Raw genomic sequence first — 25,661 nt, 5'->3', positions numbered from 1 at the left:
ACCGGCCACGACGCTGCCGCCGCCACCACACAACCGCCACCTGGCACGGCGCCCACCACCCGGCCCGGCACCGCCAGAGGCAGTCGCCCCGTACCATGGACCGCATGTCGTTCCTCCGTCGCCGCAGCGCCACTCCCGCCGGCCCCGACTTCGACGTACTGGCCATGGACCCGGGCGACTGGCCCGGCAACCTCGGCGCCGGGCTGCTGCCCGCCCCCGACGGCACCTGCCAGGGCGTCTTCCTGCGCTACGACCTCTTCGGCGGCCGCGGCCCCGCGATGATCATCGGCAACCTCCCCGAGGGCTCCCCGGCCCGTGAGGTCGCGGAGGACGAGATCCCCTTCGAGGTCGGCCAGCTCCTGCTGGCGCTGGAGAACGACGAGGACGTCACCGTCGTGGGCACCGAGGACATGCCGGTCCTGCAGGGCGACAACCTGCTGATCGTGCGCCGGCTCAAGCTCTCCGAGAGCCGGATCTCCTGCGTCCAGTTCGACCGCAGCGACGGCGTCCTGGTGACCATCGCCGCCTGGGACCGCCCGATCACGGACGACCTGTACGCCCTGCTGAAACCGCTCCCGGCGGAGCTGTTCCAGCAGGGCTGACGAGGGTTACCTCCTGACCCACCGGCTGGCCGGCGTCACCGTCACGTCGGCCGCGCGGACGAACGCGACCCGGTGGCCGTACTGGATCTCGTAGTACAGGTCCTTGCCGGCCACGACCAGGTGCGAGGCGGTGTCGAAGGTGACCGCGTAGTAGTACTCGCCCGGCACCTCGTCACCGACCACGTACTCCTGGCCCGCGGGAATGGTGTACGGCAGCGCCGACACCGCCTGGGCAGGTACCCCGGAGGGGTACGCGGCCGCCTCCGGATAGGCACGGCCGTACACCGGGACGCTGGTCAGACCCGCCTTCGGCGTCACCACCAGCCCTGCGGCGGTCACCGCCGTCGGCGCCTTCGCCGGGTTCTTGAACCAGGCCTTCTGCCCCAGGTACCAGATCGCCGTCCAGTCGCCCCAGGTGTCCGCCACCGCGTACTGCTGGCCGGTGGAGGCCCGCGAGGAGATGTCGTTCACGTCGGCCGTCGGTGTCGTACCGAGACCGATGTCCTTGATCAGGGCCGAGCTCTCGTCGTGGTCGGAGTACAGCCGTACCTCGCTGGAACCGTGCACGGCGCACGGCTGGCCCTTGGTGACACAGCCCGTGTACGTCGGCTGGTTCGTGGCGTAGTCCGGCAGGATCGTCACCAGACCGCCCTTCTTGCCCGCCGTGCGCTTGAAGGGGTGCTCCAGCAGCTCGAAGTAGTGCCGCCAGTCCCAGTACGGGCCGGGGTCGGTGTGCATCCCGGGGATCGTGGAGGTGGTCGGTCCCGGCACGTTGTCGTGGCCGAGGATGTGCTGCCGGTCCAGCGGAATGCCGTACTTGGCGGTCAGGTACTTCACCAGCCGCGCCGACGAGCGGTACATCGCCTCCGTGTACCAGGCGTCCGGAGAGGCGAGGAAGCCCTCGTGCTCGATGCCGATCGACTTGGCGTTGATGTACCAGTTGCCCGCGTGCCAGGCCACGTCCTTCGCCTTGACGTGCTGGGCGATCAGACCGTCTGTCGAGCGGACGGTGTAGTTCCAGGACACATAGGTCGGGTCCTGGATCAGGTTGATGGTCCCGTCCCAGGCGCCTTCCGTGTCATGGATGATGATGTACTTGATGCTCTGCGAGACCGGCCGGTCGCCGACGTCGTGATTGCCGTAGTCGTTGTCCCCGAACTCCTCGTAGGGCGCCGGGATCCATTCGCACGACACCGTTGTCGGGCATTCCGTGTCGTCCGCCGCCACCGTGCGCAGCCCGGTCAGCTTCAGCTGCGCGGTGTCGGCCTTCAGGTCCGGCTGGGCGGCGAGGGCGACCACCTGTCCCTCGTCCGTGGTGCGCTCCTCGCCCGTGTGGAGGACGTCGAACACGTCGTTCGCGTACGCCGCCGCGGTCGCCGTGTCGTCGGCGCCGGAGAAGCGGGCGACCGCGCCGTACCATTCGGCCGGGTCGGCGCTGAGCGGCTGGTGCAGGGACTGCTGGGCGGCCGCGAGCAGGGCGGCGCCGCCGGCCACGTTCGCCGCCGGGTCGGTGCGCAGCTCCGCCGCCGGGATACCGGTCAGCCCGGCGGCCCGGACGAGGGTCTTGAGACGGGCCGGGAGCGCGGAGTTCGCCGGCACCTTGACGCTGGGGTGCAGGGCCGGGCGGGCGCTGTCGCCGCGGGCGTCCTCGGTGCCGTCGGCGAAGTGCTCGGTGGTGGTGGCCAGCGCGGTGCGCGCGTCGGTGAGGTGCATCGGGCCGTAGCCGCCCGTCACACTCGGCGCGCCGTCGTGGGTGTCCCAGCGGGACTGGAGATAGGAGACAGCCAGCAGAACGCTCTGCGGCACGTGGTACTCGGTGGCGGCCGACGCGAACGCACGCTGAAGCAGTCCGGCGGACGACGCGGTCTCGCCGGGGGGCGGAGCGGCGCCCAGCAACGGCAACAGCAGCGCCGCGGAGGCTACGGCACCGGCCGCCCTCCGTAGATGTCTGCCGCCGCGCGTGGGCGCTGGCTCGGTGACGGATCCTCGCAAGACGGCCTCCTGGGGCGATCGGGCGCGGCGGGGCGTGCGGGGCTGAGCGTGGCTCAGTGGTACCGGCTGGCCGACGATCCGTCAATCATGCCCAGAGAAGGGAGAATTCCCATGTCATACGATGATCGTGGGAGTTTCGCGGCGGAGGCTCCCGGCCTGCGCGGCGTCAGTGGCGTACACCAGTGTGAGCGGTACGGCCACCCGGGAAATCCGAGAAATCCGCGGTGCGCAGTTGCCCTGAGCACACCGCGGATCCTCGTCCCCGTCAGCGAGTGCCGACCGCCGCGCGCACGGCCCGCCGGGCCAGCTGGCAGTCGTCGTGCAGCCGCCGGAGCAACAGCCGCTGTTCCTCGCCGGTCGGCGCGGCACCCGGGTGGGCCATACCCGGTGCCGCCGGGGTCGCGTCGTGCATCGAACGCTGCACGGCGGTCTCGTACGTCCGGATCTCCCGGGTGAGGACCAGCATCAGGTTCACCAGGAAGGCGTCCCGGGACGCGGGCCCCGCCGACTGGGCGATCTGGCTGATCTGACGACGCGCCACCGGGGCGTCCCCCAGAACCGACCAGAGCGTCGCCAGGTCGTATCCCGGCAGATACCAGCCCGCGTGCTCCCAGTCCACCAGTACTGGACCGGCCGGCGACAGCAGGATGTTCGAGAGCAGGGCGTCGCCGTGGCAGAACTGGCCCATTCCCTGTCGGCCCGCCGCGACCGCGATGCCGTGCAGCAGCTTCTGCAGGTCACCCATGTCCCGGTCGGTGAGCAGACCCAGCTCGTGGTACCGGGAGATACGGGCCGCGTAGTCCACGGGCGCGTCGAAGGTGCCCGCCGGAGGTCGCCACGCGTTCAGCCGGCAGATCGCGCCGAGAGCGGCCCGGATGTCCGCCCGGGGCGGAGCCTCCGCCGGGTGGCGCTGTACCGCCGCCACCCGCCCTGGCATCCGCTCGATCACCAGCGTGCAGTTGTCCGGGTCTGCCGCGATCAGCCTCGGCACCCGGATCGGCGGCCGGTGCCGGACGAACGAGCGGTATGCGGCTATTTCGTGGCGGATCCGCTCCGCCCAGGCGGGGGATTGGTCCAGTAGACACTTCGCTACGGCCGTGCTGCGCCCCGTCGTCCCGACGAGGATCACGGACCGCCCGGAGCGCCGCAGCACCTGCACCGGAGCGAACTCCGGGCAGATCCGGTGCACCGACGCGATCGCGGTGCGCAGCTGTGCGCCCTGGGGGCCGGACAAGTCGAGTCTCCCGCTGAGCGGTTGGGTGCCTGGAACCGCGGCGCGCCGTGGCCGGCCCACGACCGGTACGGCGGCCCCGGTACGGGCGGGGTCGAGATAGGGTCCGCTGCCCGCCGGGCGGGGGCGCAGCGTCCGGGGCGGGGCGGACACGGAGGACGATGCTGCGTACATGGGCGATACAGATCCCTTCGTGTACCTGCGGTGCCTGCCTGAGAAGTCCTGCGAGAGGTCCTCGGCGCCCACCCGGCCCGGCCGCCCGGACACACCCTGGGGAGTGTGCCCGTCGAGTGGCGACCGGGTCGGGGTGGCGCGTTCCTACCTGACACCCGTTGCCCAGTGGCACACCATCTGGCGCACCCTGGCGAACCGTGGCGAATAGTCGCCCGGCAACTGGCACGGGGCTACTGTCAACTCAGCCGAGAACCTGGGGGCTTGACGTGAGCGGACAATCCAACACCCGTCTCTCGGACCTGTTCGGCCTGGCCGGCTGGTCCAAGGGCGAACTCGCGAGGCTGGTCAACCGGCAGGCGGCGGCCATGGGCCACCCCCAGCTGGCGACCGACACCTCGCGGGTGCGGCGGTGGATCGACACGGGAGAGATCCCGCGCGATCCGGTGCCGCGGGTGCTGGCGGCCCTGTTCACCGAGCGTCTCGGCCGTGTCGTGACCATCGAGGACCTCGGTCTGGTACGGCACGGGCGTACGGGAAAACGGTCGGACGACGGGAACGTGGAACATCCCGACGGCATGCCGTGGGCGCCCGAACGAACCGCCGCGGTCCTCACCGAATTCACGGGAATGGACCTCATGCTCAACCGACGCGGCTTGGTGGGCGCGGGTGCCGCGCTCACCGCGGGATCCGTACTCAGCAGCGCCATGCACGACTGGCTGCACACCGACCCCACGCTCAAGGCCGACGCCCCCGTCCTCGACGACCCTCTGCACGCCGACCCCGCTGGGTTCGACCGCTACGAGGCCGCCCCCATCGGGTCCGAGGAGATCGAGGAACTGGAGCGTTCCGTCGAGGTGTTCCGCGCCTGGGACGCGGCCCGTGGCGGCGGGCTGCAGCGCAAGGCCGTGGTGGGACAGCTCAACGAGGTGGGCGGCATGCTCGCCTACCGCCACCCCGACCATCTCCAGCGGCGCCTGTGGGGCGTCGCCGCCAATCTCGCCGTCCTCGCGGGCTGGATGTCGCACGACGTCGGCCTGGAGCCCACGGCCCAGAAGTACTTCGTCATCGCCGCCCACGCGGCCCGTGAGGGCGGTGACCGGCCGCGTGCCGGCGAGGCGCTCTCCAGAGCGGCTCGCCAGATGGTACATCTCGGCCGGCCCGACGACGCGCTGGATCTGATGAAGCTCGCCAAGTCCGGCTCGGGCGACGAGGTGCTGCCACGCACCAGGGCGATGCTCTACACCATCGAGGCCTGGGCGCAGGCGTCGATGGGCAGGGGCCAGGCGATGCGCCGCACCCTCGGCCAGGCGGAGGACCTCTTCGTCTCCGACCGGGGCGACGTGCCGCCGCCGAGCTGGATGCAGATGTTCAAAGAAGAGGATCTGTACGGCATGCAGGCCCTGGCCTACCGCACGCTGGCCGAGCACGACCCGAGCGCGGCCGTACACGCCCAGCACTTCGCGGAGAAGGCCCTGGCGCTGAGGGTCGACGGCCGGCAGCGGTCGAAGATCTTCGACTTCCTGTCCATGGCGTCCGCCTGCTTCATCGCGGACGACCCCGAACAGGCGGACCGCTACGCACGGTTGGCCCTGATGTCGATGGGATCGAACTCCTCCCACCGCACCTGGGACCGGCTGCGCCAGATGTACCGGCTCACCGCCGAATACTCCGGCTACCCGAAGATCCAGGAACTGAGGGAGGAGATCAAGCTCGTCCTGCCCAAGGCCAGGAGCAGGGGGACGAACAACAGCGCACAGGCGTAGGGAGCCTGTACGCATTGTGACGCGCGCCGGCAGACTCGCGTGCGCCGACTGATCCGGGTGGCGCCGGCTGCCCTTACTCACTCACCTTGGCGATGAGCACGCAGGCCTCGTCCTCGCGCCCGGTCTCGCCGAACTCCTCGATCACGGTCCTGACACAGTCGTGGGCGGTGCGTGCCGCTCCGAACCGCGGCGCCATGCCGAGGAGACGGTCCAGGGAGTCCGCCGCGCTGTGCCCGGGCAGCAGTCCGTCGGTGTGCAGCAGGAGCAGGTCGCCGGGTTCCAGGGTCACTTCGGCCTGCCCGTAACCGGCTCCCGAGGTGGCGCCGAGCAGGACGCCGTCCGGCGCGCTCAGCACGCACCCCGTCCCGCCGCGGAACAGCAGCGGGGCGGGGTGTCCTGCCTGTGCCCAGGTCAGGGTGCGGGTCAGGGGGCGGTAGCGGCAGCAGACGGCGCTGCCCAGCGCGGGCTGCACGGTGGTGTCGAGCAACTGGTTCAGCAGGGACATGAGTTGCCCCGGCCCGGCGCCGGCCATCGCCATGCCGCGTACGGCGCCCAGCAGCATCGCCATGCCCGAGGTGACGGCGACACCGTGTCCGGTGAGGTCGCCGACGCTGAGCAGGGTGTCGCCGTCGGGCAGCTCCAGCGCGTCGTACCAGTCGCCGCCGAGCAGGGCGCCGGCCCCCGACGGCAGGTGACGGGCGGCGGCTTCCAGGGCGCCCGGGCCCCGGCGCGGCAGCCGCAGCGCACCGCGGCCCGGCGGCAGCACGGCTTCCTGCAGCTCGGCCGCGAGCCGCTGCTCGGTCCGGTCCTGTCGGTGCTGGTGCCGCATCGAGTCACGGGTCTCGCGCACCGTACGCTGGCTGCGCCGCAGCTCGCTGACGTCCCGCAGCACGGCCCACATCGAGGCGGTGCTGCCGTCGCCGCCGAGCACCGGCTCGCCCATCATGTGCACGGTCCGCACGTGTCCGTCGGGCCGCAGGACGCGGAACTCGCCGTCGATCGGCTTGGCGTCGACCAGGCAGTCGGTGACCATCGCGGTCAGCCCGGGCCGGTCCTCGTCCACTACCAGTGAGGGCAGTTCGTCGAGGGTGAGCGCGGGCGCGGCCGGGTCGCGGCCGAGGATCTGGTAGAGCTCACCGGACCAACTTGCCTCGTCCGTCAGGAGGTTCCACTCCGCGCTGCCGACCCTGCTGAGCAGCGAACCGTGCGGAATGCCGACCGGCGCCGACGGGTGCGCGAGCCCGGCGTCCGGGACGGGCGGCAGCGGCGCGGGGCCGTCCCGCAGCTGCGCCAAGTGCTCGTCCAGATCGTTGAGTTGATGCAGCGCGAGGTCGCAGAGCGCCCGCTGCCAGCGATCCCGGGGATCCGAACCGTCGCTCCGGGTGTCCCGCCGTACGGCGTCCACGTCGCCCTTGAGCCGCCGCGTCTGCGATATCAACGCCTCGACCGAGCCGTGCCCGGGCGGCTGGGCGGCGGGGCGGTCCGCGGAGACATGGGACGGCATGACGCACTCCGATGGGGGGACGGTACGGCCAGGACGGGCGGGGGACCGGTTACGACTGTTGCACAGCCTGCGACGCCCCGTAAGGGATTTGGCAACACACGATCCGGTGGTGCTTCTGGCATATGCCAGAGTCTTCACGGGCTGGTGGACCCCCATGAAAGACGTAGCGGCCGGACGGGGCAAGTCGTAGGCGCACTACGTGACTTGGCCTACATTCAAGGCCGTCCGTGTAGCGCTCGGGCGACTGTTCGACGCGCCTGTGTTCGCAGTGTCGCGGTCTCGGCCAACCGCGGAAATCTGTCCGGATTTCGCGTCATGCGAAGGGCACCTGTGGAGTCCTACAGGCATGGACATCACTTTCGAGCAACCCGCCCGCGCCCGGCTGATCACCGCCGAGGACCAGGAGGTCCCGGTGCCCGCCACGCTCCGGTACACCTCCGGTGATCCGCTGGCCGTGTTCGTCGACTTCCCCGCCGAGGTCACCCTCGGCGGGGAGGAGGTCACCTGGACCTTCGCGCGCTCGCTGCTGGACCAGGGCCTCGATGTCCCCGCCGGACGCGGGGACGTGCACATCTGGCCCTGCGGCCGGGGCCGTACGGCCGTGGAGTTCCACTCGCCGCACGGGCTCGCCCTGCTCCAGTTCGACACTCAGGCACTCTTCCGTTTCCTGCAGCGCACCCACGAGGTGGTGGCACCGGGGGAGGAGGACGTCGAGGCGGTCGTGGAGCGGGGCCTGAGCACCTTGTTCGGGGGCGTGTGAGAGCGATCCGGCGCTGCCGACGCGTATTTTGACTTTTGTTCACTCCCGCCTCACCGCTCCGGCCTGGACCTTGGTGAACGGTCCGTGCACCCTTGCGCGCGGTGTGCCACAGGGGCACACCCGTGACGAGGACGGGGCGAATGACACCGATCAGCCGAAGAGGCTTCGTGGGACTGGGCGCTTCCGTGGCGGCGGGCATGGCGGTAAGTGCCGCCGGCCCACGGACGGCGGCCGCGGCCCAGAGCACGGCGACCGGCACGATCTCGGACGTGAAGCACGTGGTCGTCCTGATGCAGGAGAACCGCAGCTTCGACCACTACTTCGGGCGCCTCAAGGGCGTCCGCGGCTTCGCGGACCGCAGCGGCATCACCCTGAGCGGCGGCTACCCGGTCTTCAACCAGCCCAACGGCTCCGGCCGGCAGTACCCGTGGAAGCTGAGCGCCACCCCCGACGCGGGCGGTCAGGACGGCGAGACCCTCGCCCAGTGCAACGGCGATCTGCCGCACTCCTGGTCCTCCCAGCACTCCGCCTGGAACAAGGGCCGCCTCGACAACTGGGTCGCGGGAGTCGGCAATGTGCGGTCGCTCGGCTATCTGGACCGCTCCGACATCCCCTTCCACTACGCGCTCGCCGACAACTACACGATCTGCGACGCCTACTTCTGCTCCACCCTCAGCGCCACCGGCCCCAACCGCACCTACCTGTGGAGCGGCAAGGTCGACTCCGCCAGCTACGACGGCGGTGACGAGTCCGGACTGACCTGGCAGAACTACGCCGAGGCACTGCAGAACGCCGGGGTGACCTGGAAGGTCTACCAGAACGCCCAGGACAACTACGGGGACAACGGCTGCGCCTACTTCAAGAACTTCGCCGGCGCCAAGGCGGGCAACCCGCTGTACGACCGGGGCATGGCCTCCGTCCCCGGGGTGACGGGCTCCACCCCCGACGACATCGCCGCCGCGATCAGGGCCGACGCCGTCGCCGGCACCCTTCCGCAGGTCTCCTGGGTGGTCGCCAACCAGGCGTTCTCCGAGCACCCCTACGCCCCGCCCGGCGACGGTGCCCACTTCGTCAACCTGGTCTACCAGGCGCTCGCCGCCGACGAGGACGTCTTCAACTCGACCGTCCTGTTCCTCAACTACGACGAGAACGACGGCTACTTCGACCACGTCCCGCCCCCGGCGCCGCCTGCCGGCACGGCCGATGAGTTCCTGAACGGCGTGCCCTACGGCTTCGGGTTCCGCGTCCCGATGATCGTCATCTCGCCCTGGACGCGCGGCGGCTGGGTCTCCTCCGAGGTCTTCGAGCACACCTCGGTGCTCCGATTCCTGGAGACCTGGACCGCGGCCCTCGGCAAGCCCGCCAACTGCCCCAACATCAGCGCCTGGCGGCGCACGGTGAGCGGCGACCTGACCGGCGTCTTCGACTTCACCAACCCGGTCTACGGCGCCGTCTCCCTACCCGCGACCAGCGTGATCGGCTACTCCACCTGCGGCCCGCTGCCCAACCCGGTGCCCACCACCAACGCCCTGCCCACCCAGGAGTCCGGCACCCGCCCGGCCCGCGCGCTGCCCTACCAGCCCAACGGGTACCTGGACCACCTGGAGTTCGGGACCGGCGGCAAGATCCTCGCCTGGTTCACCATGGCCAACCAGGGCGCCCCGGCGACCCGGGCAGCCCACCTCTCCATCCACCCGAACGCCTACCGGGACACCACGCCCTGGCAGTACACGGTGGCCGCGGGCGGAACCGCCTCGGACTACTTCAACATCGGCACGGGCTACGGCGGCGGCAAGTACGACCTGACCATGGCCGGCCCCAACCGCTTCCTGCGCCGCTTCCAGGGCGACGCCACCAAGGCCGGCAAGTCCGCCGAGGTGAGCACCCGTTACGCCGTCGAACCCGGCACTGGCAAGCTCGCCATCTGGTTCAAGCTGACCAACTCGGGTGCCGTGCCGGTGAAGTTCACGATCATCTCGAACAACTACCGCACCGACGGCCCATGGACGTACCCGGTCGCGGCCGGTGCCTCGGTCGAGGACTACTTCAACGCCGTCGCCTACCAGGGCGGCTGGTACGACTTCACGGTCACGGTGGACTCCGACGCGACCTGGTCGCGCCGGTTCACCGGCCATCTGGAGACGGGCTCCGCGAGCGTCAGCGGCTGACGCCTTCGGCGTACAGGTCCGGGCGCGGGGCGAGTTCGACGGTCGTACGGCCGCCGGACTCCAGCGCCCGGACCCCGGCCTCGGCGACCACGGAGGACGCGTAGCCGTCCCAGGCGCTCGGCCCGGTGACCCGGCCCTGCCGGGTGGCGTCCACCCAGGACTGCACCTCGCGGTCGTAGGCGTCGGCGAACCGCACCAGATAGTCCTGCGGCACCTCCTCGCGGGCGGCGCCGGCCGAGGTGACCAGCATGGTGTGGTCCTCGCCGATCCGGGCGCTGCCCCGCTCGCAGACCGCCTCGCAGCGCACCTGGTAGCCGAAGCCGCAGTTGACGAAGACCTCGACGTCGACGAGGGCGCCGCCGTCGGTCTCGAAGAGGACCAGCTGCGGGTCCAGCAGCCCCTGAGGGGCACCCGAGGAGGGCTGCGGGCGCAGCACGGTCACCGCGGTCAGCTCCTGGCCCAGCAGCCAGCGGGCCGCGTCGATCTCGTGCGAGACCGAGCTGTTGATCAGCATGGCGCTGGTGAAACCGGGCGGCGAGGACACGTTGCGATGGGTGCAGTGCAGCATCAGCGGCCGGCCCAGGCCGCCGCCGTCCAGCAGGGACTTCAGGCGCCGGTACTCGCCGTCGTAGCGGCGCATGAACCCGATCTGGGCCAGCCTGCGTCCGAGCCCGGCTTCGGCCTCCACCACCCGCAGCGCACCTGTGGAGTCCGGCACCATGGGCTTCTCGCACAGCACCGGCAGCCCGCGCGTGAAGGCCGCGAGCAGCGGCTCCTCGTGCGCGGGGCCGGGGGAGGCGATCAGCACGGCCTGGACACCGGGCGCGTCCAGGGCGGCCAGCGGATCCGCGTGAACGGTGACCCCGTCAAGACCGGCCACCGCCTCCTTGGCGCGATCGAGGTCGGGGTCGGCGACAGCCGCCACCCTCGCACCGCTCACCACCTGGTCGAGCCGTCGTATGTGGTCCGCACCCATGTGTCCGGCACCCAGTACCGCGACGCCCAGCAGCTCAGCCACGCCCACACTCCCTCTCAGCCGACGATCATGTTCCGAGCCTAGACGTCGGCCGAGCGAGCAGGTTCGTCAGTAGCGCAGCACCCCGGCGATGCCGTTCTCGTCGCCCAGGGTGCCGTCCGGGACGAAGCGGACGTCGGCGCCTGTCTCCAGGCAGCGCTCGACGATCTCGTCCACGATGTCGTCGCGGGCGTCGAGGTCGCCGCTCGTGGCCGGGACCAGGTGGTCGCCGTCGTCACGGACGGCGGTGCGGTAGTTCTCCTCGACGGCCAGGAGCCGGACGCGGCCCTCGCGGGCGCTCTGCCAGACCTCGTCGACACCGGCCGCGAACGTCTTGTGTCCGCGCGCGGATTCCAGTTCCCGGGTCACCGACGCGGTGTTCCGGCGGGCGTCCGCCTCCAGCAGCGGCCGGATCACCTGCCACACGGCCTCCGGACCGGCGTGCGTGAGACCGCCGTGCTGCACGGGGATGCTGTGCCTGGTGACGTTGCCGAACTCCTCCCACAGGGACAGCGCGGCCTGCTCGCCGGTGACGTAGAGGCGCCTCGGCGCCTCACGCAGCAGCGCGGCCATCATGGTGTCCGCGTCCCGCAGGAAGCGCTTGGTGTCCTCGTCGCGGAAGGTGCTGGGCATGTCGCCGATGCGCTGGAGCCGCTCGGCGTCGAAGTTCTCCTGGCTGCGGATCAGCGGGAAGCCTCCCGCCTCGCTCTCGGTGACCCGGTCGACCCCGCCGTTCCACAGCGTGACGCGGTCGGCCGAGATCGACAGCACCCAGAACGGCCGCTCGGCGGCCTGGGCCGAGACCAGGTTGCGGGTGAGGAAGGTGTCCGAGAGCACCACGCGCTCGGGCACGCTGCGGGCCAGCGACCACACCTGGTGCTCACCCGGCGCGGCGAAGATCACCAGACCGTCCTCGGCATGTGCCAGATCGATCTCGGCGAGGGCCCGGTCGAGCTGGTCGAAGACGTCGCTGCGCCGCTCGCGGGTGACCGCGGGATCGGTTTCCAGCTGCTTCTTCGCCTCGGCCACGACATTGCGCAGCCGGACGGGATCCTGGGCGTTGTCGGGCTCGCGGCGGTGCGTCGGCGTCAGCACGGAGACGGCGGGGTAGGGGCGCGGGCGGCGCAGCTCGGCGAGGGTCGAAGGACTGAGTGCGTGCTCCATATCAGCACCATAGGGCCGATTCGCCATTGCGGCATTTGGGGTAATTCTCCCAGTGGAGGTGAGCGTGATGGCCCGGCTGACCGTCGACGGCGACGAGGTCGTCGTCCGCCTGGGCGGGCGGGAGCGGCTGCTCGCCCACCGTGGCCGGGTCAGGGTGCCGCTCGCGCAGGTGCGCGCGGCCTCGGTGGAGCCCGACTGGTGGCGGGTGCTGCGCGGTGAACCGCACCCCGGCCACTTTCTGCCCGACCGGTTCTGTGTCGGCGCCTGGGAGCACCCCGGCGGGCGGGACTTCGTCGCCGTCCACGGGCACGGCCCGGTCGTCCTGGTCGAGTTGGAGCCGTCCGCGCCCTTCGCGCGGCTCGCGGTGTCCGCGGACGACGCCGAGGCCACCGTGGCGGCCATCAGGCGCACGCTGTAACCGTGTTGAGGCCGGCTTCCCGATGACGGTGGCCGGGGCGGCCGGTTACCGTACCCGGCAGTAACCGGATCGCGCCCCAGGAGGCCCCCATGCCGCAGCTCGAAGTCGACGGAGCGGCGCTGACGTACGACGACGAGGGCCCCCGCGACGGCGCCGCCGCGCCCCTGGTGTTCATCCACGGCTGGACCGCCGACCGGCACCGCTGGGACCACCAGATGGCGCACTTCGCCGAGTTGCGCCGGGTGATCCGCCTCGACCTGCGCGGTCACGGCGAGAGCACCGGGGCCGGCGTGAAGACGATCGCGGAACTCTCCGAGGACGTCGTCGCCCTCCTCGACCATCTCAAGGTGGATCGTTTCGTCCCCGTCGGTCACTCCATGGGCGGCATGATCTCCCAGACCCTCGCGCTCACCCATCCCGAGCGGGTCGAGCGGATGGTGCTGGTCAACTCCATCGGCCGGATGACGTACAGCCGCGGCCGTGGTCTGCTGATGGCGGCCTCCACCCTGGCGCCGTTCAAGCTGTTCGTCGCCGCGAACATCCAGCGCGCCTTCGCACCCGGTCATCCCCGCGAGGAGATACGGGAGTACATCCGCGCCTCCGCGGCCACCCCGCGCGAGGTCGTCATGACGTTGTACGGCGCCATGCGGGCCTTCGACGTCCTCGACCGGGCCGGGGAGATCGCCGCGCCCACCCTGATGGTGCACGGTTACCACGACATCCAGCTGCCGGTGGGGCAGATGCTGCGGATGGCCAAGGCCTACCCGGACGCGGTGGTCCGGATCATCGACGCGGGCCATGAGCTTCCCGTGGAGCGGCCGGCCGAGCTGACGGCGGCGCTGGACCGGTTCCTGACGGCGGCGCCGTAGCGCGAGGACGCGACAGCGACAGGTGACCGGCGCCCGGGAAAACCGCGGCGCCGGTTCCGCTTGGGGAACATTTTGCGCTTGGCGTGTTCCGGGCGGGCGGAGCCCGGTCTGGGGCGGAATCGCGGGCCTCGCGCGGGCAAAGCACGGCCGAAAGAGGAGGCCGAGGCGGCCGTTCGTGTTACAGCCAGGTTGACCGTGCCGGGTCCCGGGCGCACGCTCGTTATATAGGTGCTGAATACAAGTGGTTCGCTCGGGCAATCGCCTCCGCCGTGGAGCCGCAGGTGGCGCGGGTTGTCCGGCAGACCGGCAGCAGGAGGTAACGCATGTGTGGCATCACCGGCTGGGTCTCCTTCGACCGTGACCTCACCACCGAGAAGCGCGCATTGGATGCAATGACGGAGACCATGGCCTGCCGCGGCCCCGACGACCGGGGTACCTGGAGCGAGGGCCCCGCCGCCCTGGGCCACCGTCGGCTCGCGATCATCGACCTGCCCGGCGGCCGCCAGCCCATGACCGTCCGTACCCCGGACGGCACCGTCGCGATGGTCTACTCCGGCGAGGCCTACAACTTCACCGAACTGCGCCGCGAACTCGCCGCCCGCGGCCACGAGTTCACCACCGACTCCGACACCGAGGTCGTGCTCCGCGGCTATGTGGAGTGGGGCGACACCGTCGCCGAGCGACTGAACGGCATGTACGCCTTCGCCGTCTGGGACGGCCGCCACGACCAGCTCGTGATGATCCGCGACCGCATGGGCATCAAGCCGTTCTACATGTACCCGACTCCGGACGGCGTCCTGTTCGGCTCGGAACCGAAGGCGATCCTGGCGAACCCGCTGGTCCGCCCCCGGGTCGGCCTCGACGGACTGCGCGAGCTGTTCACCATGGTCAAGACCCCCGGGCACGCGGTGTGGGAGGGCATGCGCGAGGTGGAACCCGGCACCGTCGTCACCGTCGACCGCCACGGACTGCGCACCCGGGCGTACTGGCGGCTGGAGACCCGCCCGCACTCCGACGACCGCGACACCACCGTCGCCACCGTCCGCGAGCTCCTCGACGACATCGTGCGCCGCCAGCTGGTCGCCGACGTGCCCCGCTGCACCCTGCTCTCCGGCGGCCTCGACTCCTCGGCCATGACGGCCCTGGCCGCCCGGCAACTCGCCGCGCAGGGCGAGAAGGTCCGCAGCTTCTCCGTCGACTTCGTCGGCCAGGCCGACAACTTCGTCGCCGACGAACTGCGCGGCACCCCCGACACACCCTTCGTGCACGACGTGGCCAGGCTCGCCCGCACCGACCACCAGGACATCGTCCTGGACGTGAACAGCCTCGCCGACCCCGCCGTCCGCGAGCGGGTGATCCGGGCCCGCGACCTGCCCGCCGGGTTCGGGGACATGGACGCCTCGCTCCTGCTGCTCTTCCGGGCCGTCCGCGACCAGTCCACCGTCGCGCTGTCCGGGGAGTCCGCCGACGAGGTGTTCGGCGGCTACCTGCAGTTCTTCGACGAGGAAGCACGCACCGCCGACACCTTCCCCTGGCTGTACATGTTCGGCCGGCACTTCGGCGACGACACCGACGTCCTGCGCACCGACCTCACCAAGTCCCTCGACCTGGAGTCGTACATCGCCGACGGCTACCGCTCCGCCGTCACCGGCGTACAGCGCCTCGACGGCGAGAGCGACTTCGAGTTCCGGATGCGCCGGATGAGCTATCTCCACCTCACCCGTTTCGTGCGCATGCTGCTCGACCGCAAGGACCGGATGAGCATGGCCGTCGGCCTGGAGGTCCGGGTGCCGTTCTGCGACCACCGGCTGGTCGAGTACGTCTACAACGCGCCCTGGGCCCTGAAGTCCTTCGACGGCCGCGAGAAGACCCTGCTCCGGGAGGCCACCCGGGACGTCCTCCCGCAGTCCGTGTACGACCGGGTCAAGAGCCCTTACCCCTCCACCCAGGACCCGGAGTACGGCCGGGCCCTCCAGGAGCAGGTCAAGGAGCTGCTGACCCGGCCCGACCACCGGGTCTTCGACCTCGTCGACCGCGAGAAGGCGGAGCGGGCGGCCCACCGGACCGGGCTGGGCAGCCAGGTCGCCCGGCGCGGCCTGGAACGCACCCTCGACCTGGCCCACTGGCTCGACCTCTACGCCCCCGAAATCACTCTCGCCTAAGGGCCAGCCCGGCGGATCATGACACACACGCATGCCCCCACCGCGTCGCCGCCCGCCGCGGTGGGGGAGGCTGACTGTCCACGCCTCCTCCGCCTTGCAGCTGCACGCACCACACCCCGCTCACCGGCGTACATGAGGCACCGCTGGGTTCCTGCGACGTGATCCGCCAGGCAGGCCCTGAGCCTCAGCCCGACGAGTCGGCGGTGGCGCCGCGGCTGTCGCCGTCCGCCGGGCAGGAGCTGCCGTCGGCCGGCAGCGTGCCGTACAGCAGGAAGTCGTCGACCTTGCCGTGCACGCACTTGGAGGACGTGTACCCGGTGTGGCCGTCGCCCCTGTTGTCCAGCACCACGGCCGACGCCCCGAGCCGCTTCGCCGTCTCGATCGCCCAGCGGTACGGCGTCGCCGGGTCGCCGCGCGTGCCCACCAGCAGCATCGGGGCGGACGATACGTTCTTCACCTTGTCGCGAATGAAGTCCGTGCCGCGCGGCCGGCCGTAGCACAGCAGCACCTGGGTGAGCCGGAACCGGCCGAAGACCGGAGACGCCTGCTGGTACTCCTTGGAGAGCCGGTCGACATCCTGGGTGAGCCGCCGGGCGCTCGGCCGGTCGGGATCGTCGGCGCAGTTGATCGCCATCAGGGCGGCCGACAGGTTGTCCACGGGGATGTCGCCGCTGGCCACGATCCCGCTGCCACGGCGCTGCCCGACGGGGAGGGCGTAGCCGCCGGAGGCGATGTTCTGCACCCCCCGGGTGTCACCGTCCTCGATCAGGGAGGCCAGCGCCCGCTCCAGCAGCGGCCACAGCTCTTTGCTGTACAGCCCCTGCCCGATGGCGCCCACCAGGTCCTGACCGGAGAAGGGGCCGCCGAAGTCGGACGGGACCGGGTGCTCGTCGAGCGAGCGCACCAGCTCCACGACCGCGTCCCCCGCCTTGCGCCGGTCCTGCCCGAACGGGCACCCGAGGTCGGTGACGCACCAGTCGAGGAAGTCGTCCAGTGCCGTCTGCTGTCCCTGGGCGCCCGCCACCCCCTGCTCGGCCAGTGACTCGGTCAGCGTGTCCACTCCGTCCAGGGCCATACGGCCCACCTTGTGCGGGAACTGCGCCGCGTACACCGCGCCGAGCTTGGTGCCGTAGGAGAAGCCCAGGTAGTTCAGTTTCTTGTCGCCGAGCGCCTGGCGGATGACGTCCAGGTCCCGGGAGGCGTTCACCGTGCCTATGTGGGACAGCACGGGCCCGGAGTTCTCGGTGCACCGGACCGTCAGCTGCTTGAGCATCTTCATCAGGGCCTGCGGATGGGCGATGTCGGGGGGCTTGTCGGTGCCCGCGCCGTCCGAGGACTCGTCCAGGCCGTCGCCGCAGCTGACGGGGGAGGAGCGGCCGACCCCGCGCGGATCGAAGCCGACCACGTCATAGCCGTTGGTCAGGCTCATGAAGTCCTTGCCGCCGAGCCCGAGCCCACTGACGCCCGAGCCGCCGGGGCCGCCGAAGTTCAGCAGCACCGAGCCCCGGGACTTCCCGGTCGCCCGGTAACGGGACAGCGCCAGGTCGATGGTCCCCTTGGCCGGTTTCGCGTAGTCGAGCGGCACGGTCACCTTGGCGCACTGCATGTCCTTGGGCAGCTCCACGTCCTTGCACGCCGTCCAGCGGGCCTTCTGCCGGTAGAAGCGGGTCAGGTCCGGCTCCTTGCCGCTCGCCGCCGCGGTCGCGGGCAGCCCCGCGCCGAGCAGGGCCAGCGCGACGGCTCCGGCGCCGGCGCAGCGACGCACGGCGGGCCGGGTACGGGGCATGGCCGGCATCGAGGGCCTCCAGGGACGCTCCGTGGCGGACCGGAAACGGGGCTTTCGATCACCATAAGCGGGCGTCGGTGAGCACGCCTCCCGGCGAGCCGGCCCGAGCGGGGTGCCGTATTCTGACGCGATCACCGGCTTCAGGCCCCATTACACGATTTTGCCACGGGTTCGATATCAGTGTCGCTCGATGGGGTGAAATGTCGATCGGCCATAACTCACATGGTGCGTTCACGGTTTAACCGGTGCGGGCGAGCGCCCGCATCAATTTCTGGAAGGCAGGGAACCTATGAAACGGGTTACCCGAAACGGTGTGATCGCCGTCGCCGCCGCCTCCGGTGCGATGGCCGTGGCGGGCCCGTCCTGGGCCGACTCCGGCGCGGACGGCACCGCGGCCGGTTCGCCCGGGGTGATCTCCGGTAATGGCATCCAGTTGCCGGTGCATGTCCCGGTGAGCGTGTGCGGGAACACCGTGGACGTGGTGGGGCTCTTGAACCCGGCGGCCGGCAACACCTGCGCCAACGAGGGCGGCGACGCAGGCAAGGGCGCGCCCGGCGGCTCGGCCACGACCGGCGGCGCGTCCGCGCAGGGCACCGAGGACGACTCGCCCGGGGTGATCTCCGGCAACGGCATCCAGCTGCCGGTCCACCTCCCGGTCAACGTCAGCGGCAACAGCGTGAACGTGGTCGGTGCACTCAATCCGGTCACCGGCAACACCTCGGTGAACACCTCCGGCGACCACCCGAACACGCCGGAGACCCCCACCCCGGAGCCGCCCGCCCCCACCCCGGTCAAGACCCACCCCGGCCCCAGGACGCACCCCGTCCAGCCGCCGGCCGCGGTGACCACGCTCGCCCACACCGGGACGGACCTCACGGGCCCGGCCGTCGCGGGCAGTGCGGCGCTGTTGCTCACCGGGACCGTGCTGCGCCGGCGCTTCGGGCGGGGCCGCACGCGCTGACCGTCCGGCACGCGGCCGAGGCGGCGCGCCGAGAAACGTGCCTGCAGGCCCCACCGGACCCCGACCGGTGGGGCCTGCGCCGTGCACCTGTCCCGGTGCGCCGCCTCGGTCAACAAGCCCACCGAAGTGGCTCGTTGTGCATGGCGACGGCTTGATCCCGGCGTGGTGCGACGCCCGGTGATCGGGAAGGATGCTGCGGACGCGGCGCCGGTCGCCGCCCCCGTCCGAACCAGCCGCTGAATGGAGCGCATCGATGACATCTCCGGCCCCCCAGGACCTCGTCGTCACCCAGGCCGCGTCCGACGACTGGCCGGTGGTCCGCGGCTGGGCCGCGGACGAGGGCTGGAATCCGGGGCTGTCGGACGTGCCCGCCTTCTTCGCCCAGGACCCCGAAGGGTTCTTCATCGGCCGCATCGACGGCGAACCGGTGTCGGCCGTCTCCGTCGTCAACTACAGCGCCGACTACGCCTTCCTGGGCTGGTACCTGGTCCGCCCCGACCTGCGCGGCCACGGCCACGGCCTCGCCACCTGGAAGACCGCACTGGCCCACGCCGGCACCCGCACGGTCGGCCTCGACGGCGTGGTGGCCCAGCAGGACAACTACCGCCAGTCGGGCTTCGAACTGGCCTACCGCACCGCCCGGTTCGTGGGTTCCGCCCCGGCCGCCGAGATCCCCGAGGGCGTCCGCCCGGCGCGCGCCGCCGACCTGCCGGCCGTCACGGCGTACGACAGCGCCTGCTGCCCGGCCGACCGGCCGCGGTTCGTGGCCGCCTGGCTGACCGGCACTGGCCACCGGGCCTTCGTACGCCATGACGGCGACCGACTCACCGGCTACGGCGTGATCCGCCCCGGCCAGGACTGCCTGCGCATCGGCCCCCTGTTCGCCGACACCGCCGAGGACGCCCGCGCCCTGTTCACCGCCCTCGTCGCCGAGGCGGCCGGCCGCCAGGTCGCCGTCGACGTGCCCGAGACCAGCGCGGCGGGCGTCGCCCTCGCCGAAGGGGCCGGATTCACGCCCTCCTTCGAGACCGCCCGCATGTACACGGGCCCGGTCCGCGACTACGCCCTGGAGCGGGTCTTCGGGGTGACGACGCTCGAACTCGGCTGAGCGGACGAGCGGTCGCGTCGCCTGCCGTACCGGCGGCGGGAAACGCGTGCCGCCGTCCCAGCACGACGATCGCGAGCGCGGCCGACACCAGCGGCAGCGCGGTCCAGGGCAGCGCTGCCGCCCCCAGCCGGTCCAGGGCGAGGCCGCCGACCAGGGAACCCGCGGCGATGCCGGTGTTGTAGACGGTGGTCTGCAGCGAGGCCGCCGTCCAGGACGTGCAGCAGATCCGCGGCCTGCTCGACTCCGGGCTGACGACGGAGATGATCCGCGCGATCCTCCCGTATCTCTCCGACCCCGACCAGATCCATCCGCCCCGGGCGTGCGTGACCCCGGAGACGGCGGCGCTGCTCAGCGGGCACGTCGAGCGCATCCAGGCCCGCATCGACTGCCTGGCCCGCAACCGGGACCGGCTCGCCGCGTACATGGCGGCCGTGCGGCCGCGCGGGGCCGGGTAATTGCGTTGCCGCGGGGGTCGCGCGGATGGTGGAGTGCTCTGATGGATCATCAAGCGGTGCTCGCTCTGTACGACCGTGACATGCGCGAGGGCGCCCGGCCCGACGGTCCCGGCGCGCGTGTCGAGCGCGTGGGCTCCGTGGTGCGCCAGGTGGCGGACGGCGAGGGATGGAACGGCGTTGTCTGGTCGGACCTGGACGGGGCGACCGCGGATCGAGCGATCGCCGAGCAGATCGACCGTTTCCGGGGGCTGGGCCGCGACTTCGAGTGGAAGCTGTACGGCCACGACCTCCCGCCGGACCTGGGCGCGCGGCTTGTCGAGGCCGGATTACGGCCCGAGCCGGAGGAGACACTGATGATCGCCGAGGGTGCCGGACTGACCGTCGACGCCGGACTTCCGGACGGCGTGCGGGTGGTGACCGCCACGGACGCGGTGGGCGTCGATCTCGTGGTGGACGTCCACGAGAAGGCATTCGGCACGGACGGTTCGCGGCTGCGGCACCGGCTGCTTGCGCGGCTCGCCGAGCAGCCCGACACCGTGGTCGCGGTCGTCGCCCTGGCCGGGGACGAGCCGGTGAGCGCCGCTCGGATGGAGTTGGTGCCGGGGACGCGATTCGCCGGGTTGTGGGGCGGCGGCACGGTGGAAGGGTGGCGGGGGCGCGGTGTCTATCGCGCCCTCGTCGCCCACCGGGCCCGTGCCGCCGCGACTCACGGTTATCGATATCTGCAGGTGGACGCCTCTGCGATGAGCAGGCCGATCCTCGAGCGACTGGGTTTCCAGGCGCTGAGCACGACCACGCCGTACATCTACGCGATGTGAGCGGCGCGCTCCAGCGGTCGGCGCGCTTCGGCCACCAGACCGCTCCCGCTACCGGCGCGCCCTGGTCCGGTCCAGCGCCGCGATACCCAGCGCCGCCAGTGCGATCTGGATGAACCACTCGATCCAGTCCGGCCCCTTGGTGTCCGCCACGCCGAACCCGGCCGCGATCGCCGACCCCAGCAGCGCCGCCACGATGCCGACGACGATCGTCAACAGAATGCCGATGTGCTGGCGGCCGGGAACGACCAGGCGCCCCAGCACACCGATGATGATACCGATGATGATGGCACTGATGATGCCCGAGATCTCCATGTCCGCCCCTCTTCGTCTGAACTCCGCTGGAATCCAATCTGCCCGCTCAATCCGCAGGCAGTCCCGTCCGGTTGTTACAGCGGTTTTCTGTTCACCGACCCGACATGCCATGTACCTTTCAACGAGTCGACGCGTGTAGAAATCTCAAACGAGTTCTACGCGCGCAGAGTTGGCGCCCGCACCGCCTCTACCCCACCCCCTCACGGAGGTTCGCCGGATGCTTGGATCCAGCAGATCCCGCCGCAGAATCACCACCGCCCTGGCCGGGTTCGCCCTGCTCGTCACGGGAGCCGCCCTCCAGGTCGGCACAGCCGCCGCCCCCGCCCACGCGGCCACCACCTACCGCGTCCTGTTCGACGACGGCCATGCCGAGGAGGCAGGCAACGCGGACTGGATCATCTCCACCAGCAAGCCCGACCCGCTCTCCCAGGACTCCTCCCCGTCCTCGGAGACGGACTGGACCGGCGCCCTCTCGTCATGGGGCGTCGATCTCCAGAAGACCGGCAGCTACAGCCTCAAGACCGCCACCAGCGCCCTGACGTACGGCGGTTCGACGACCACCGACCTGTCGAAGTTCGACGCGCTGGTGCTCCCCGAGCCGAACACGCTGTTCACGACCGCCGAGAAGACGGCGATCATGAACTTCGTGAAGAACGGCGGCGGTCTGTTCATGATCTCCGACCACACCGGCGCCGACCGCAACAACGACGGCTACGACGCGGTCGAGATCCTCAACGACCTGATGACGAACAACAGCGTCGACTCGACCGACCCGTTCGGGTTCTCGATCGACACGCTCGACATCAGCTCCGGCTACCCGGCCGCGATCAGCGACAGCACCGACCCCGTGCTGCACGGCTCGTTCGGCACCGTCACCAAGAGTCTGATCGCCGACGGTACGACCGCCACCCTGAAGCCCTCCGACAACTCCAGCGTCAAGGGTCTCCTCTACCGCAGCGGTTACTCCGGCAACACCGGAGCCTTCTTCGCCACCAGCACCTTCGGCAGCGGGCGGGTCGCCTTCTGGGGCGACTCCTCGCCCATCGACGACGGCACGGGCCAGTCCGGCAACACGCTGTACGACGGCTGGAACGACAGCGGCGCCACCAACGCGGCCCTCGCCCTGAACGCCACCGCCTGGCTCGCCGGGAACGGCAGCAGCAGCGGCGGAGGCGGTGGCGGTGGCGGTGGTGGTGGTGGTGGCACCTGCACCGCCGCCCAGCTGCTCGGCAACCCCGGCTTCGAGTCCGGAAACACCACCTGGACCGCCAGCAGCGGGGTCATCACCAACTCCACCAGCGAGGCCGCCCGCACCGGCTCCTACAAGGCCTGGCTCGACGGCTACGGATCGGCCCACACCGACACGCTGTCCCAGTCGGTGACCATCCCGTCCGGCTGCTCCGCGACCCTCAGCTTCTATCTGCACGTGGACACCGCGGAGACCACCACCAGCACCGCCTACGACAAGCTGACGGTGACCGCCGGATCCACCACCCTGGCCACGTACTCCAACCTCAACGCGGCCTCCGGATACGTCCTGAAGAGCTTCGACGTCTCCTCCCTGGCCGGCACGACGGCCACGATCAAGTTCAGCGGCGTCGAGGGGTCGACCCTCCAGACGTCCTTCGTCATCGACGACACCGCGCTCAACGTGAGCTGAGCTGGGCGGACGGTGCCGGCAGCCCCGCCGGAACCGTCCGCTCCACCGCGTTCCAGCCGGAGACCCGCACCCGGGGCTGCGAGCCGTGCAGGTCGGCGATGCGGTAGGTGGCCGTCAGGGTCGCCGACTCGCCCGGCCACAGGCTGACCTCGTTGTCCGACCAGCGCACCGGCAGCACCGGCCTGCCGTTCGCGTCGACCAAGTGGACGTCCGTCAGCAGGGACGGGGTCTTGTCCGTGCCCGTGTTGCGGACCGTCACCGTGGTGGTCGCCATGCCGTCCGCGGCCGTGGTCGACGCCGTGGCCGTGACCGGCACCTGGGCCATCGACGTCAGCCCCTTCAGTTCCGCGTAGCTCGTCGTCGGCGTGTGGTACCAGTCCGTGCCCGCCCAGTCGAGGGTGTCCGGCTTGGTGGAGAGCCAGTAGACGTTGCGGCTCACCTCCTTACCCGTCGCGTCGGTCAGGACCAGCCGCGCCAGGTACGTGGACGACAGTCCGCTCACCGACGTCGGCAGGGTGAGCGCGGTGGTGTGCGCGCCGTCGCCCTTGACCGAGACATCGGTGACGCTCTGGTCGTACTTCTGGGTGCCGTCCGGGTTGAAGAGCGTCGCCCGTGCGGTGAGCCGGGACGCCGAGGTGTGCCGGTTGTTCACCACGGCCACGGAGCGGTCGTCGTACGAGTACTGGATGTGCAGGGCCTCGTTGGCCTTCTTCGCGCCGAAGTAGGCGCCGCCCTGGTCGAGATAACGGTCCATCAGCTGCCAGTGCAGGGACGTCCAGCCGCTGTTGAACATCCAGTAGACGACCCCGGTGGACGGCTTCGAGGAGTCGGTCTGGTTGCGTCCGTACGCCTCGTACTGGGCGCGGACGTTCTCGTACTGGGCGAGCTGCGCCTTGCGTACGTAGTCGGTGAGGCTCTTCGGGGCGCCGTAGCGGCCGGTGAGAGCCTCGTCGTAGATCTTGAGGGTGCCGAAGACCGGGGACGGGGAGCGGTGGTACTGCTTGAGGTCCGGGTTCTTCCAGAGGGTGTCGAGCTCGGCCGGGGTCATCATGCGGCGCAGGGTGTCGAGGGTGGGGATGTCCGGGCCCGCGCTGGTCTCGGAGTTGAAGCCGGTGGCGCCGCCCTCACGCTTGGCGTACCAGTAGTTCGGCGGGATCCAGTCGTAGGGGCCGGTCATCTTCATGCCCGAACTGCCCAGCTGCGGAGTGGAGTTGTCGGAGGCGGCGGAGACCACGGGGGTGGCCCAGTCGGCCGCCTTCAGGGCGTCCAGGTAGGTCTTCTCGATCTTCGCGTCGGGCGCGAAGTCGCTGCCGATCAGGAAGGAGACGACGCTCGGATGGTCCCGCAGCCGGGCGGCCTCGGCGGTCATGGAGGCCTGGGCCACCGGGTAGTCGGCGGCCGTCCACTTCTCGCCGCGCTCGCCGTCGCCGTTGACCTGGCCCTCCCACTTGTCGCAGCACTCCCAGCCGGGCAGCGTGAGGATGCCGTACCGGTCGGCGATGTCGAAGAACTCGTCGGGCTCGATATGGCCTTCCAGACGGATGGCGTTGAGTCCGAGGTCGAGCGCGTACTTCAGGCGGTCCTCGGCATAGGTCCGGTCCCAGCGCAGGAACTCGTCCGGTGACCAGCCGCCGCCCTTGATCAGCAGCCTGCGGCCGTTGATCGAGTACTGGCGGGCGCCGTCGGAGTTCAGCGGTGCCTGGACGTCACGGATGCCGAAGCTCTGATGCGCGGTGTCCGACGCCGTGCCGACGACGGAGGCGGTGAGATCGAGGTCGTAGAGCGGCTGGCCGCCCATGCCGGCCGGCCACCACACCTTCGGGGACGTGAGGTGCAGGCCCGGGACGTCGGCGGGGGTGAAGGTCACGGTCTTGGTCTGGTGGGCTGCGAGGGCGACAGACCGGGTGACGGCCACTCCGGCGACCGTGCCGGAGACCTCGGCCGTGACCGGCGTGTCGGAGTCGTTGCGGGCCTGTGCCCTCACCGTCAGGTCGGCCGTCGCCAGGGACGGCACCGCGAGCCTGGTCACCACGTGCGCGTCGCGCAGCGCCACCGGGCCGCCGCGCCGGACCAGGACGTCACGGACGATGCCCATGTTCTGGTCGGGGGGCGGCTGGAGCCAGTCGATCCAGCCCATGGTGAGGTTCTTGTCCGGGTCGTTGGGCTGGATACGGAAGGCGACCGTGTTCGTCCCGGACCCGACCAGCGAGGTGACGTCCAGCTCATGGTGGGTGTAAGCGCCGGTCACGTCGGTGGTCGTCGCGACCTGGCGGCCGTTGACGTACACGTCCGCCGCCGAGATCACCCCGCTGAAGTCCAGATAGGTGCGCTGCGAGGTGTCCGTCACGGTGAAGTCGCTGCGGTACCACCAGGGCACCTGGAAGGGCGACTTGGGGATCTTCTGCAGATTGGTGGAGACGAACGGGTCGGGGTACGCACCGTCGGCGAGGAGCGCGGCCAGCACCGTGGAGCGGGCGCCCGCCGGATACCAGCCCTTGGCCGGGTAGCCGGGGGAGGAGACCGCCGACGCCGAGTCGCTCACGTCGGCCGTCGACCGGATCGCATAGCCGGACAGCGGGGTCTGCGACCCGGCGGTGGACGGCACACGGGTGATCCGGGCGTGCCCGTGGGCCAGGTCGCGGGCCCCGGCCCAGGCGCTGGTGTTGAGTGAACAGAGCAGGCCCAGGGCCACGGCGGCCGTGGCGAGGCGGTGTCCGGGGCGGCGAGGGAACACGGTGG

The 25,661-nt window shown here is 70.9% G+C and carries 20 protein-coding genes; 12 read left to right on the top strand and 8 right to left on the bottom strand.

Going from position 1 to position 25,661, the window contains the following annotated elements:
- Window positions 1–104: 104 nt before the first annotated feature.
- Complete coding sequence (locus ABTY98_RS16990) at window positions 105–602, top strand: glycosyltransferase family protein (protein WP_352221697.1); 498 nt, start codon at window positions 105–107, stop codon at window positions 600–602.
- Between the two features lie 6 nt (window positions 603–608).
- Here the strand turns inward: ABTY98_RS16990 and ABTY98_RS16985 are convergent, their stop codons facing one another.
- Together ABTY98_RS16985 and ABTY98_RS16980 are read right to left on the bottom strand one after the other, a co-directional pair.
- Complete coding sequence (locus ABTY98_RS16985) at window positions 609–2,594, bottom strand: N-acetylmuramoyl-L-alanine amidase (protein ID WP_352221696.1); 1,986 nt, start codon at window positions 2,592–2,594, stop codon at window positions 609–611.
- Between the two features lie 265 nt (window positions 2,595–2,859).
- The gene (locus ABTY98_RS16980; protein WP_352221695.1) at window positions 2,860–3,999 is read right to left on the bottom strand and encodes an aminoglycoside phosphotransferase family protein; all 1,140 of its coding nucleotides are present in this window, start codon (window positions 3,997–3,999) and stop codon (window positions 2,860–2,862) included.
- 266 nt (window positions 4,000–4,265) lie between these two features.
- On the opposite strand from ABTY98_RS16980, the gene ABTY98_RS16975 reads away from it, so the two are divergent.
- Window positions 4,266–5,762: a DNA-binding protein NsdB gene (locus tag ABTY98_RS16975; protein ID WP_352221694.1), complete on the top strand. Its 1,497-nt coding sequence runs from the start codon at window positions 4,266–4,268 to the stop codon at window positions 5,760–5,762.
- A 73-nt stretch (window positions 5,763–5,835) separates the two neighbouring features.
- Here ABTY98_RS16975 and ABTY98_RS16970 read toward each other — a convergent pair whose 3' ends face one another.
- Window positions 5,836–7,266, bottom strand: coding sequence for a PP2C family protein-serine/threonine phosphatase (locus ABTY98_RS16970; protein WP_352221693.1), 1,431 nt, complete (start codon window positions 7,264–7,266; stop codon window positions 5,836–5,838).
- Window positions 7,267–7,612: 346 nt separating this feature from the next.
- Here ABTY98_RS16970 and ABTY98_RS16965 point away from each other — a divergent pair, with 346 nt between their 5' ends.
- Both ABTY98_RS16965 and ABTY98_RS16960 read left to right on the top strand, forming a co-directional pair.
- The gene (locus ABTY98_RS16965; RefSeq protein ID WP_352221692.1) at window positions 7,613–8,026 is read left to right on the top strand and encodes an SsgA family sporulation/cell division regulator; all 414 of its coding nucleotides are present in this window, start codon (window positions 7,613–7,615) and stop codon (window positions 8,024–8,026) included.
- A gap of 140 nt (window positions 8,027–8,166) precedes the next feature.
- Window positions 8,167–10,194, top strand: a complete 2,028-nt coding sequence (locus ABTY98_RS16960) for a phosphocholine-specific phospholipase C (protein WP_352221691.1) — start codon at window positions 8,167–8,169, stop codon at window positions 10,192–10,194.
- Here ABTY98_RS16960 and ABTY98_RS16955 read toward each other — a convergent pair.
- Together ABTY98_RS16955 and ABTY98_RS16950 are read right to left on the bottom strand one after the other, a co-directional pair.
- On the bottom strand, window positions 10,184–11,212 hold the full coding sequence (locus ABTY98_RS16955; protein WP_352221690.1) for a Gfo/Idh/MocA family protein: 1,029 nt from the start codon (window positions 11,210–11,212) through the stop codon (window positions 10,184–10,186). The two genes, ABTY98_RS16960 and ABTY98_RS16955, sit on opposite strands and share 11 nt — an antisense overlap.
- A gap of 66 nt (window positions 11,213–11,278) precedes the next feature.
- A complete protein-coding gene (locus ABTY98_RS16950; RefSeq protein WP_352221689.1) occupies window positions 11,279–12,373 on the bottom strand; it encodes a baeRF3 domain-containing protein in 1,095 nt (364 codons plus the stop codon).
- A 67-nt stretch (window positions 12,374–12,440) separates the two neighbouring features.
- On the opposite strand from ABTY98_RS16950, the gene ABTY98_RS16945 reads away from it, so the two are divergent.
- The 3 genes from ABTY98_RS16945 to asnB all read left to right on the top strand — a co-directional run bounded on the left by ABTY98_RS16945 (window position 12,441) and on the right by asnB (window position 15,822).
- On the top strand, window positions 12,441–12,791 hold the full coding sequence (locus ABTY98_RS16945; protein WP_352221688.1) for a hypothetical protein: 351 nt from the start codon (window positions 12,441–12,443) through the stop codon (window positions 12,789–12,791).
- 89 nt (window positions 12,792–12,880) lie between these two features.
- The gene (locus ABTY98_RS16940) at window positions 12,881–13,660 is read left to right on the top strand and encodes an alpha/beta fold hydrolase (RefSeq protein WP_352221687.1); all 780 of its coding nucleotides are present in this window, start codon (window positions 12,881–12,883) and stop codon (window positions 13,658–13,660) included.
- A 323-nt stretch (window positions 13,661–13,983) separates the two neighbouring features.
- Window positions 13,984–15,822 carry an asparagine synthase (glutamine-hydrolyzing) gene (asnB, locus tag ABTY98_RS16935; RefSeq protein ID WP_352221686.1) on the top strand — a complete coding sequence of 613 codons (1,839 nt, stop codon included), beginning with the start codon at window positions 13,984–13,986 and terminating at the stop codon, window positions 15,820–15,822.
- 184 nt (window positions 15,823–16,006) lie between these two features.
- Here asnB and ABTY98_RS16930 read toward each other — a convergent pair whose 3' ends face one another.
- Entirely contained in the window at window positions 16,007–17,617 is a 1,611-nt protein-coding gene (locus tag ABTY98_RS16930) for an alpha/beta hydrolase (protein WP_352221685.1), read from the bottom strand.
- A gap of 304 nt (window positions 17,618–17,921) precedes the next feature.
- On the opposite strand from ABTY98_RS16930, the gene ABTY98_RS16925 reads away from it, so the two are divergent.
- The 4 genes from ABTY98_RS16925 (at window position 17,922) to ABTY98_RS16910 (ending at window position 20,950) form a co-directional block, all read left to right on the top strand.
- A complete protein-coding gene (locus ABTY98_RS16925; RefSeq protein WP_502994244.1) occupies window positions 17,922–18,569 on the top strand; it encodes a chaplin in 648 nt (215 codons plus the stop codon).
- Between the two features lie 253 nt (window positions 18,570–18,822).
- A complete protein-coding gene (locus tag ABTY98_RS16920) occupies window positions 18,823–19,677 on the top strand; it encodes a GNAT family N-acetyltransferase (protein ID WP_352221683.1) in 855 nt (284 codons plus the stop codon).
- Window positions 19,678–19,862: 185 nt separating this feature from the next.
- The gene (locus ABTY98_RS16915) at window positions 19,863–20,132 is read left to right on the top strand and encodes a MerR family transcriptional regulator (protein ID WP_352221682.1); all 270 of its coding nucleotides are present in this window, start codon (window positions 19,863–19,865) and stop codon (window positions 20,130–20,132) included.
- Window positions 20,133–20,173: 41 nt separating this feature from the next.
- Window positions 20,174–20,950, top strand: a complete 777-nt coding sequence (locus tag ABTY98_RS16910) for a GNAT family N-acetyltransferase (RefSeq protein ID WP_352221681.1) — start codon at window positions 20,174–20,176, stop codon at window positions 20,948–20,950.
- A gap of 48 nt (window positions 20,951–20,998) precedes the next feature.
- On the opposite strand, the gene ABTY98_RS16905 is transcribed toward ABTY98_RS16910, so the two are convergent.
- Window positions 20,999–21,262, bottom strand: coding sequence for a GlsB/YeaQ/YmgE family stress response membrane protein (locus tag ABTY98_RS16905; RefSeq protein ID WP_352221680.1), 264 nt, complete (start codon window positions 21,260–21,262; stop codon window positions 20,999–21,001).
- 217 nt (window positions 21,263–21,479) lie between these two features.
- Between ABTY98_RS16905 and ABTY98_RS16900 the strand changes: the two genes are divergently transcribed.
- Entirely contained in the window at window positions 21,480–22,922 is a 1,443-nt protein-coding gene (locus ABTY98_RS16900) for a hydrolase (RefSeq protein WP_352221679.1), read from the top strand.
- On the opposite strand, the gene ABTY98_RS16895 is transcribed toward ABTY98_RS16900, so the two are convergent.
- A complete protein-coding gene (locus ABTY98_RS16895; protein ID WP_352221678.1) occupies window positions 22,909–25,656 on the bottom strand; it encodes a glycoside hydrolase family 2 protein in 2,748 nt (915 codons plus the stop codon). The two genes, ABTY98_RS16900 and ABTY98_RS16895, sit on opposite strands and share 14 nt — an antisense overlap.
- Window positions 25,657–25,661 lie beyond the last annotated feature (5 nt).

The sequence above is a fragment of the Streptomyces sp. NPDC096040 genome, assembly GCF_040303265.1.
Taxonomy (GTDB): domain Bacteria; phylum Actinomycetota; class Actinomycetes; order Streptomycetales; family Streptomycetaceae; genus Streptomyces.
Note: the sequence above shows the minus strand (reverse complement) of the source record. Positions and strands in the feature narration are given on the sequence as shown.

What these genes read in the sequence shown, in the direction of transcription:
- ABTY98_RS16970 (WP_352221693.1), bottom strand. Translation starts at nt 7,266, where the DNA reads ATGCCGTCCCATGTCTCCGCGGACCGCCCCGCCGCCCAGCCGCCCGGG.
- ABTY98_RS16950 (WP_352221689.1), bottom strand. Translation starts at nt 12,373, where the DNA reads ATGGAGCACGCACTCAGTCCTTCGACCCTCGCCGAGCTGCGCCGCCCG.
- ABTY98_RS16990 (WP_352221697.1), top strand. Translation starts at nt 105, where the DNA reads ATGTCGTTCCTCCGTCGCCGCAGCGCCACTCCCGCCGGCCCCGACTTC.
- ABTY98_RS16965 (WP_352221692.1), top strand. Translation starts at nt 7,613, where the DNA reads ATGGACATCACTTTCGAGCAACCCGCCCGCGCCCGGCTGATCACCGCC.
- ABTY98_RS16910 (WP_352221681.1), top strand. Translation starts at nt 20,174, where the DNA reads ATGGATCATCAAGCGGTGCTCGCTCTGTACGACCGTGACATGCGCGAG.
- ABTY98_RS16905 (WP_352221680.1), bottom strand. Translation starts at nt 21,262, where the DNA reads ATGGAGATCTCGGGCATCATCAGTGCCATCATCATCGGTATCATCATC.
- ABTY98_RS16900 (WP_352221679.1), top strand. Translation starts at nt 21,480, where the DNA reads ATGCTTGGATCCAGCAGATCCCGCCGCAGAATCACCACCGCCCTGGCC.
- ABTY98_RS16930 (WP_352221685.1), bottom strand. Translation starts at nt 17,617, where the DNA reads ATGCCGGCCATGCCCCGTACCCGGCCCGCCGTGCGTCGCTGCGCCGGC.
- ABTY98_RS16945 (WP_352221688.1), top strand. Translation starts at nt 12,441, where the DNA reads ATGGCCCGGCTGACCGTCGACGGCGACGAGGTCGTCGTCCGCCTGGGC.
- ABTY98_RS16960 (WP_352221691.1), top strand. Translation starts at nt 8,167, where the DNA reads ATGACACCGATCAGCCGAAGAGGCTTCGTGGGACTGGGCGCTTCCGTG.
- ABTY98_RS16940 (WP_352221687.1), top strand. Translation starts at nt 12,881, where the DNA reads ATGCCGCAGCTCGAAGTCGACGGAGCGGCGCTGACGTACGACGACGAG.
- ABTY98_RS16920 (WP_352221683.1), top strand. Translation starts at nt 18,823, where the DNA reads ATGACATCTCCGGCCCCCCAGGACCTCGTCGTCACCCAGGCCGCGTCC.
- asnB (WP_352221686.1), top strand. Translation starts at nt 13,984, where the DNA reads ATGTGTGGCATCACCGGCTGGGTCTCCTTCGACCGTGACCTCACCACC.
- ABTY98_RS16980 (WP_352221695.1), bottom strand. Translation starts at nt 3,999, where the DNA reads ATGTACGCAGCATCGTCCTCCGTGTCCGCCCCGCCCCGGACGCTGCGC.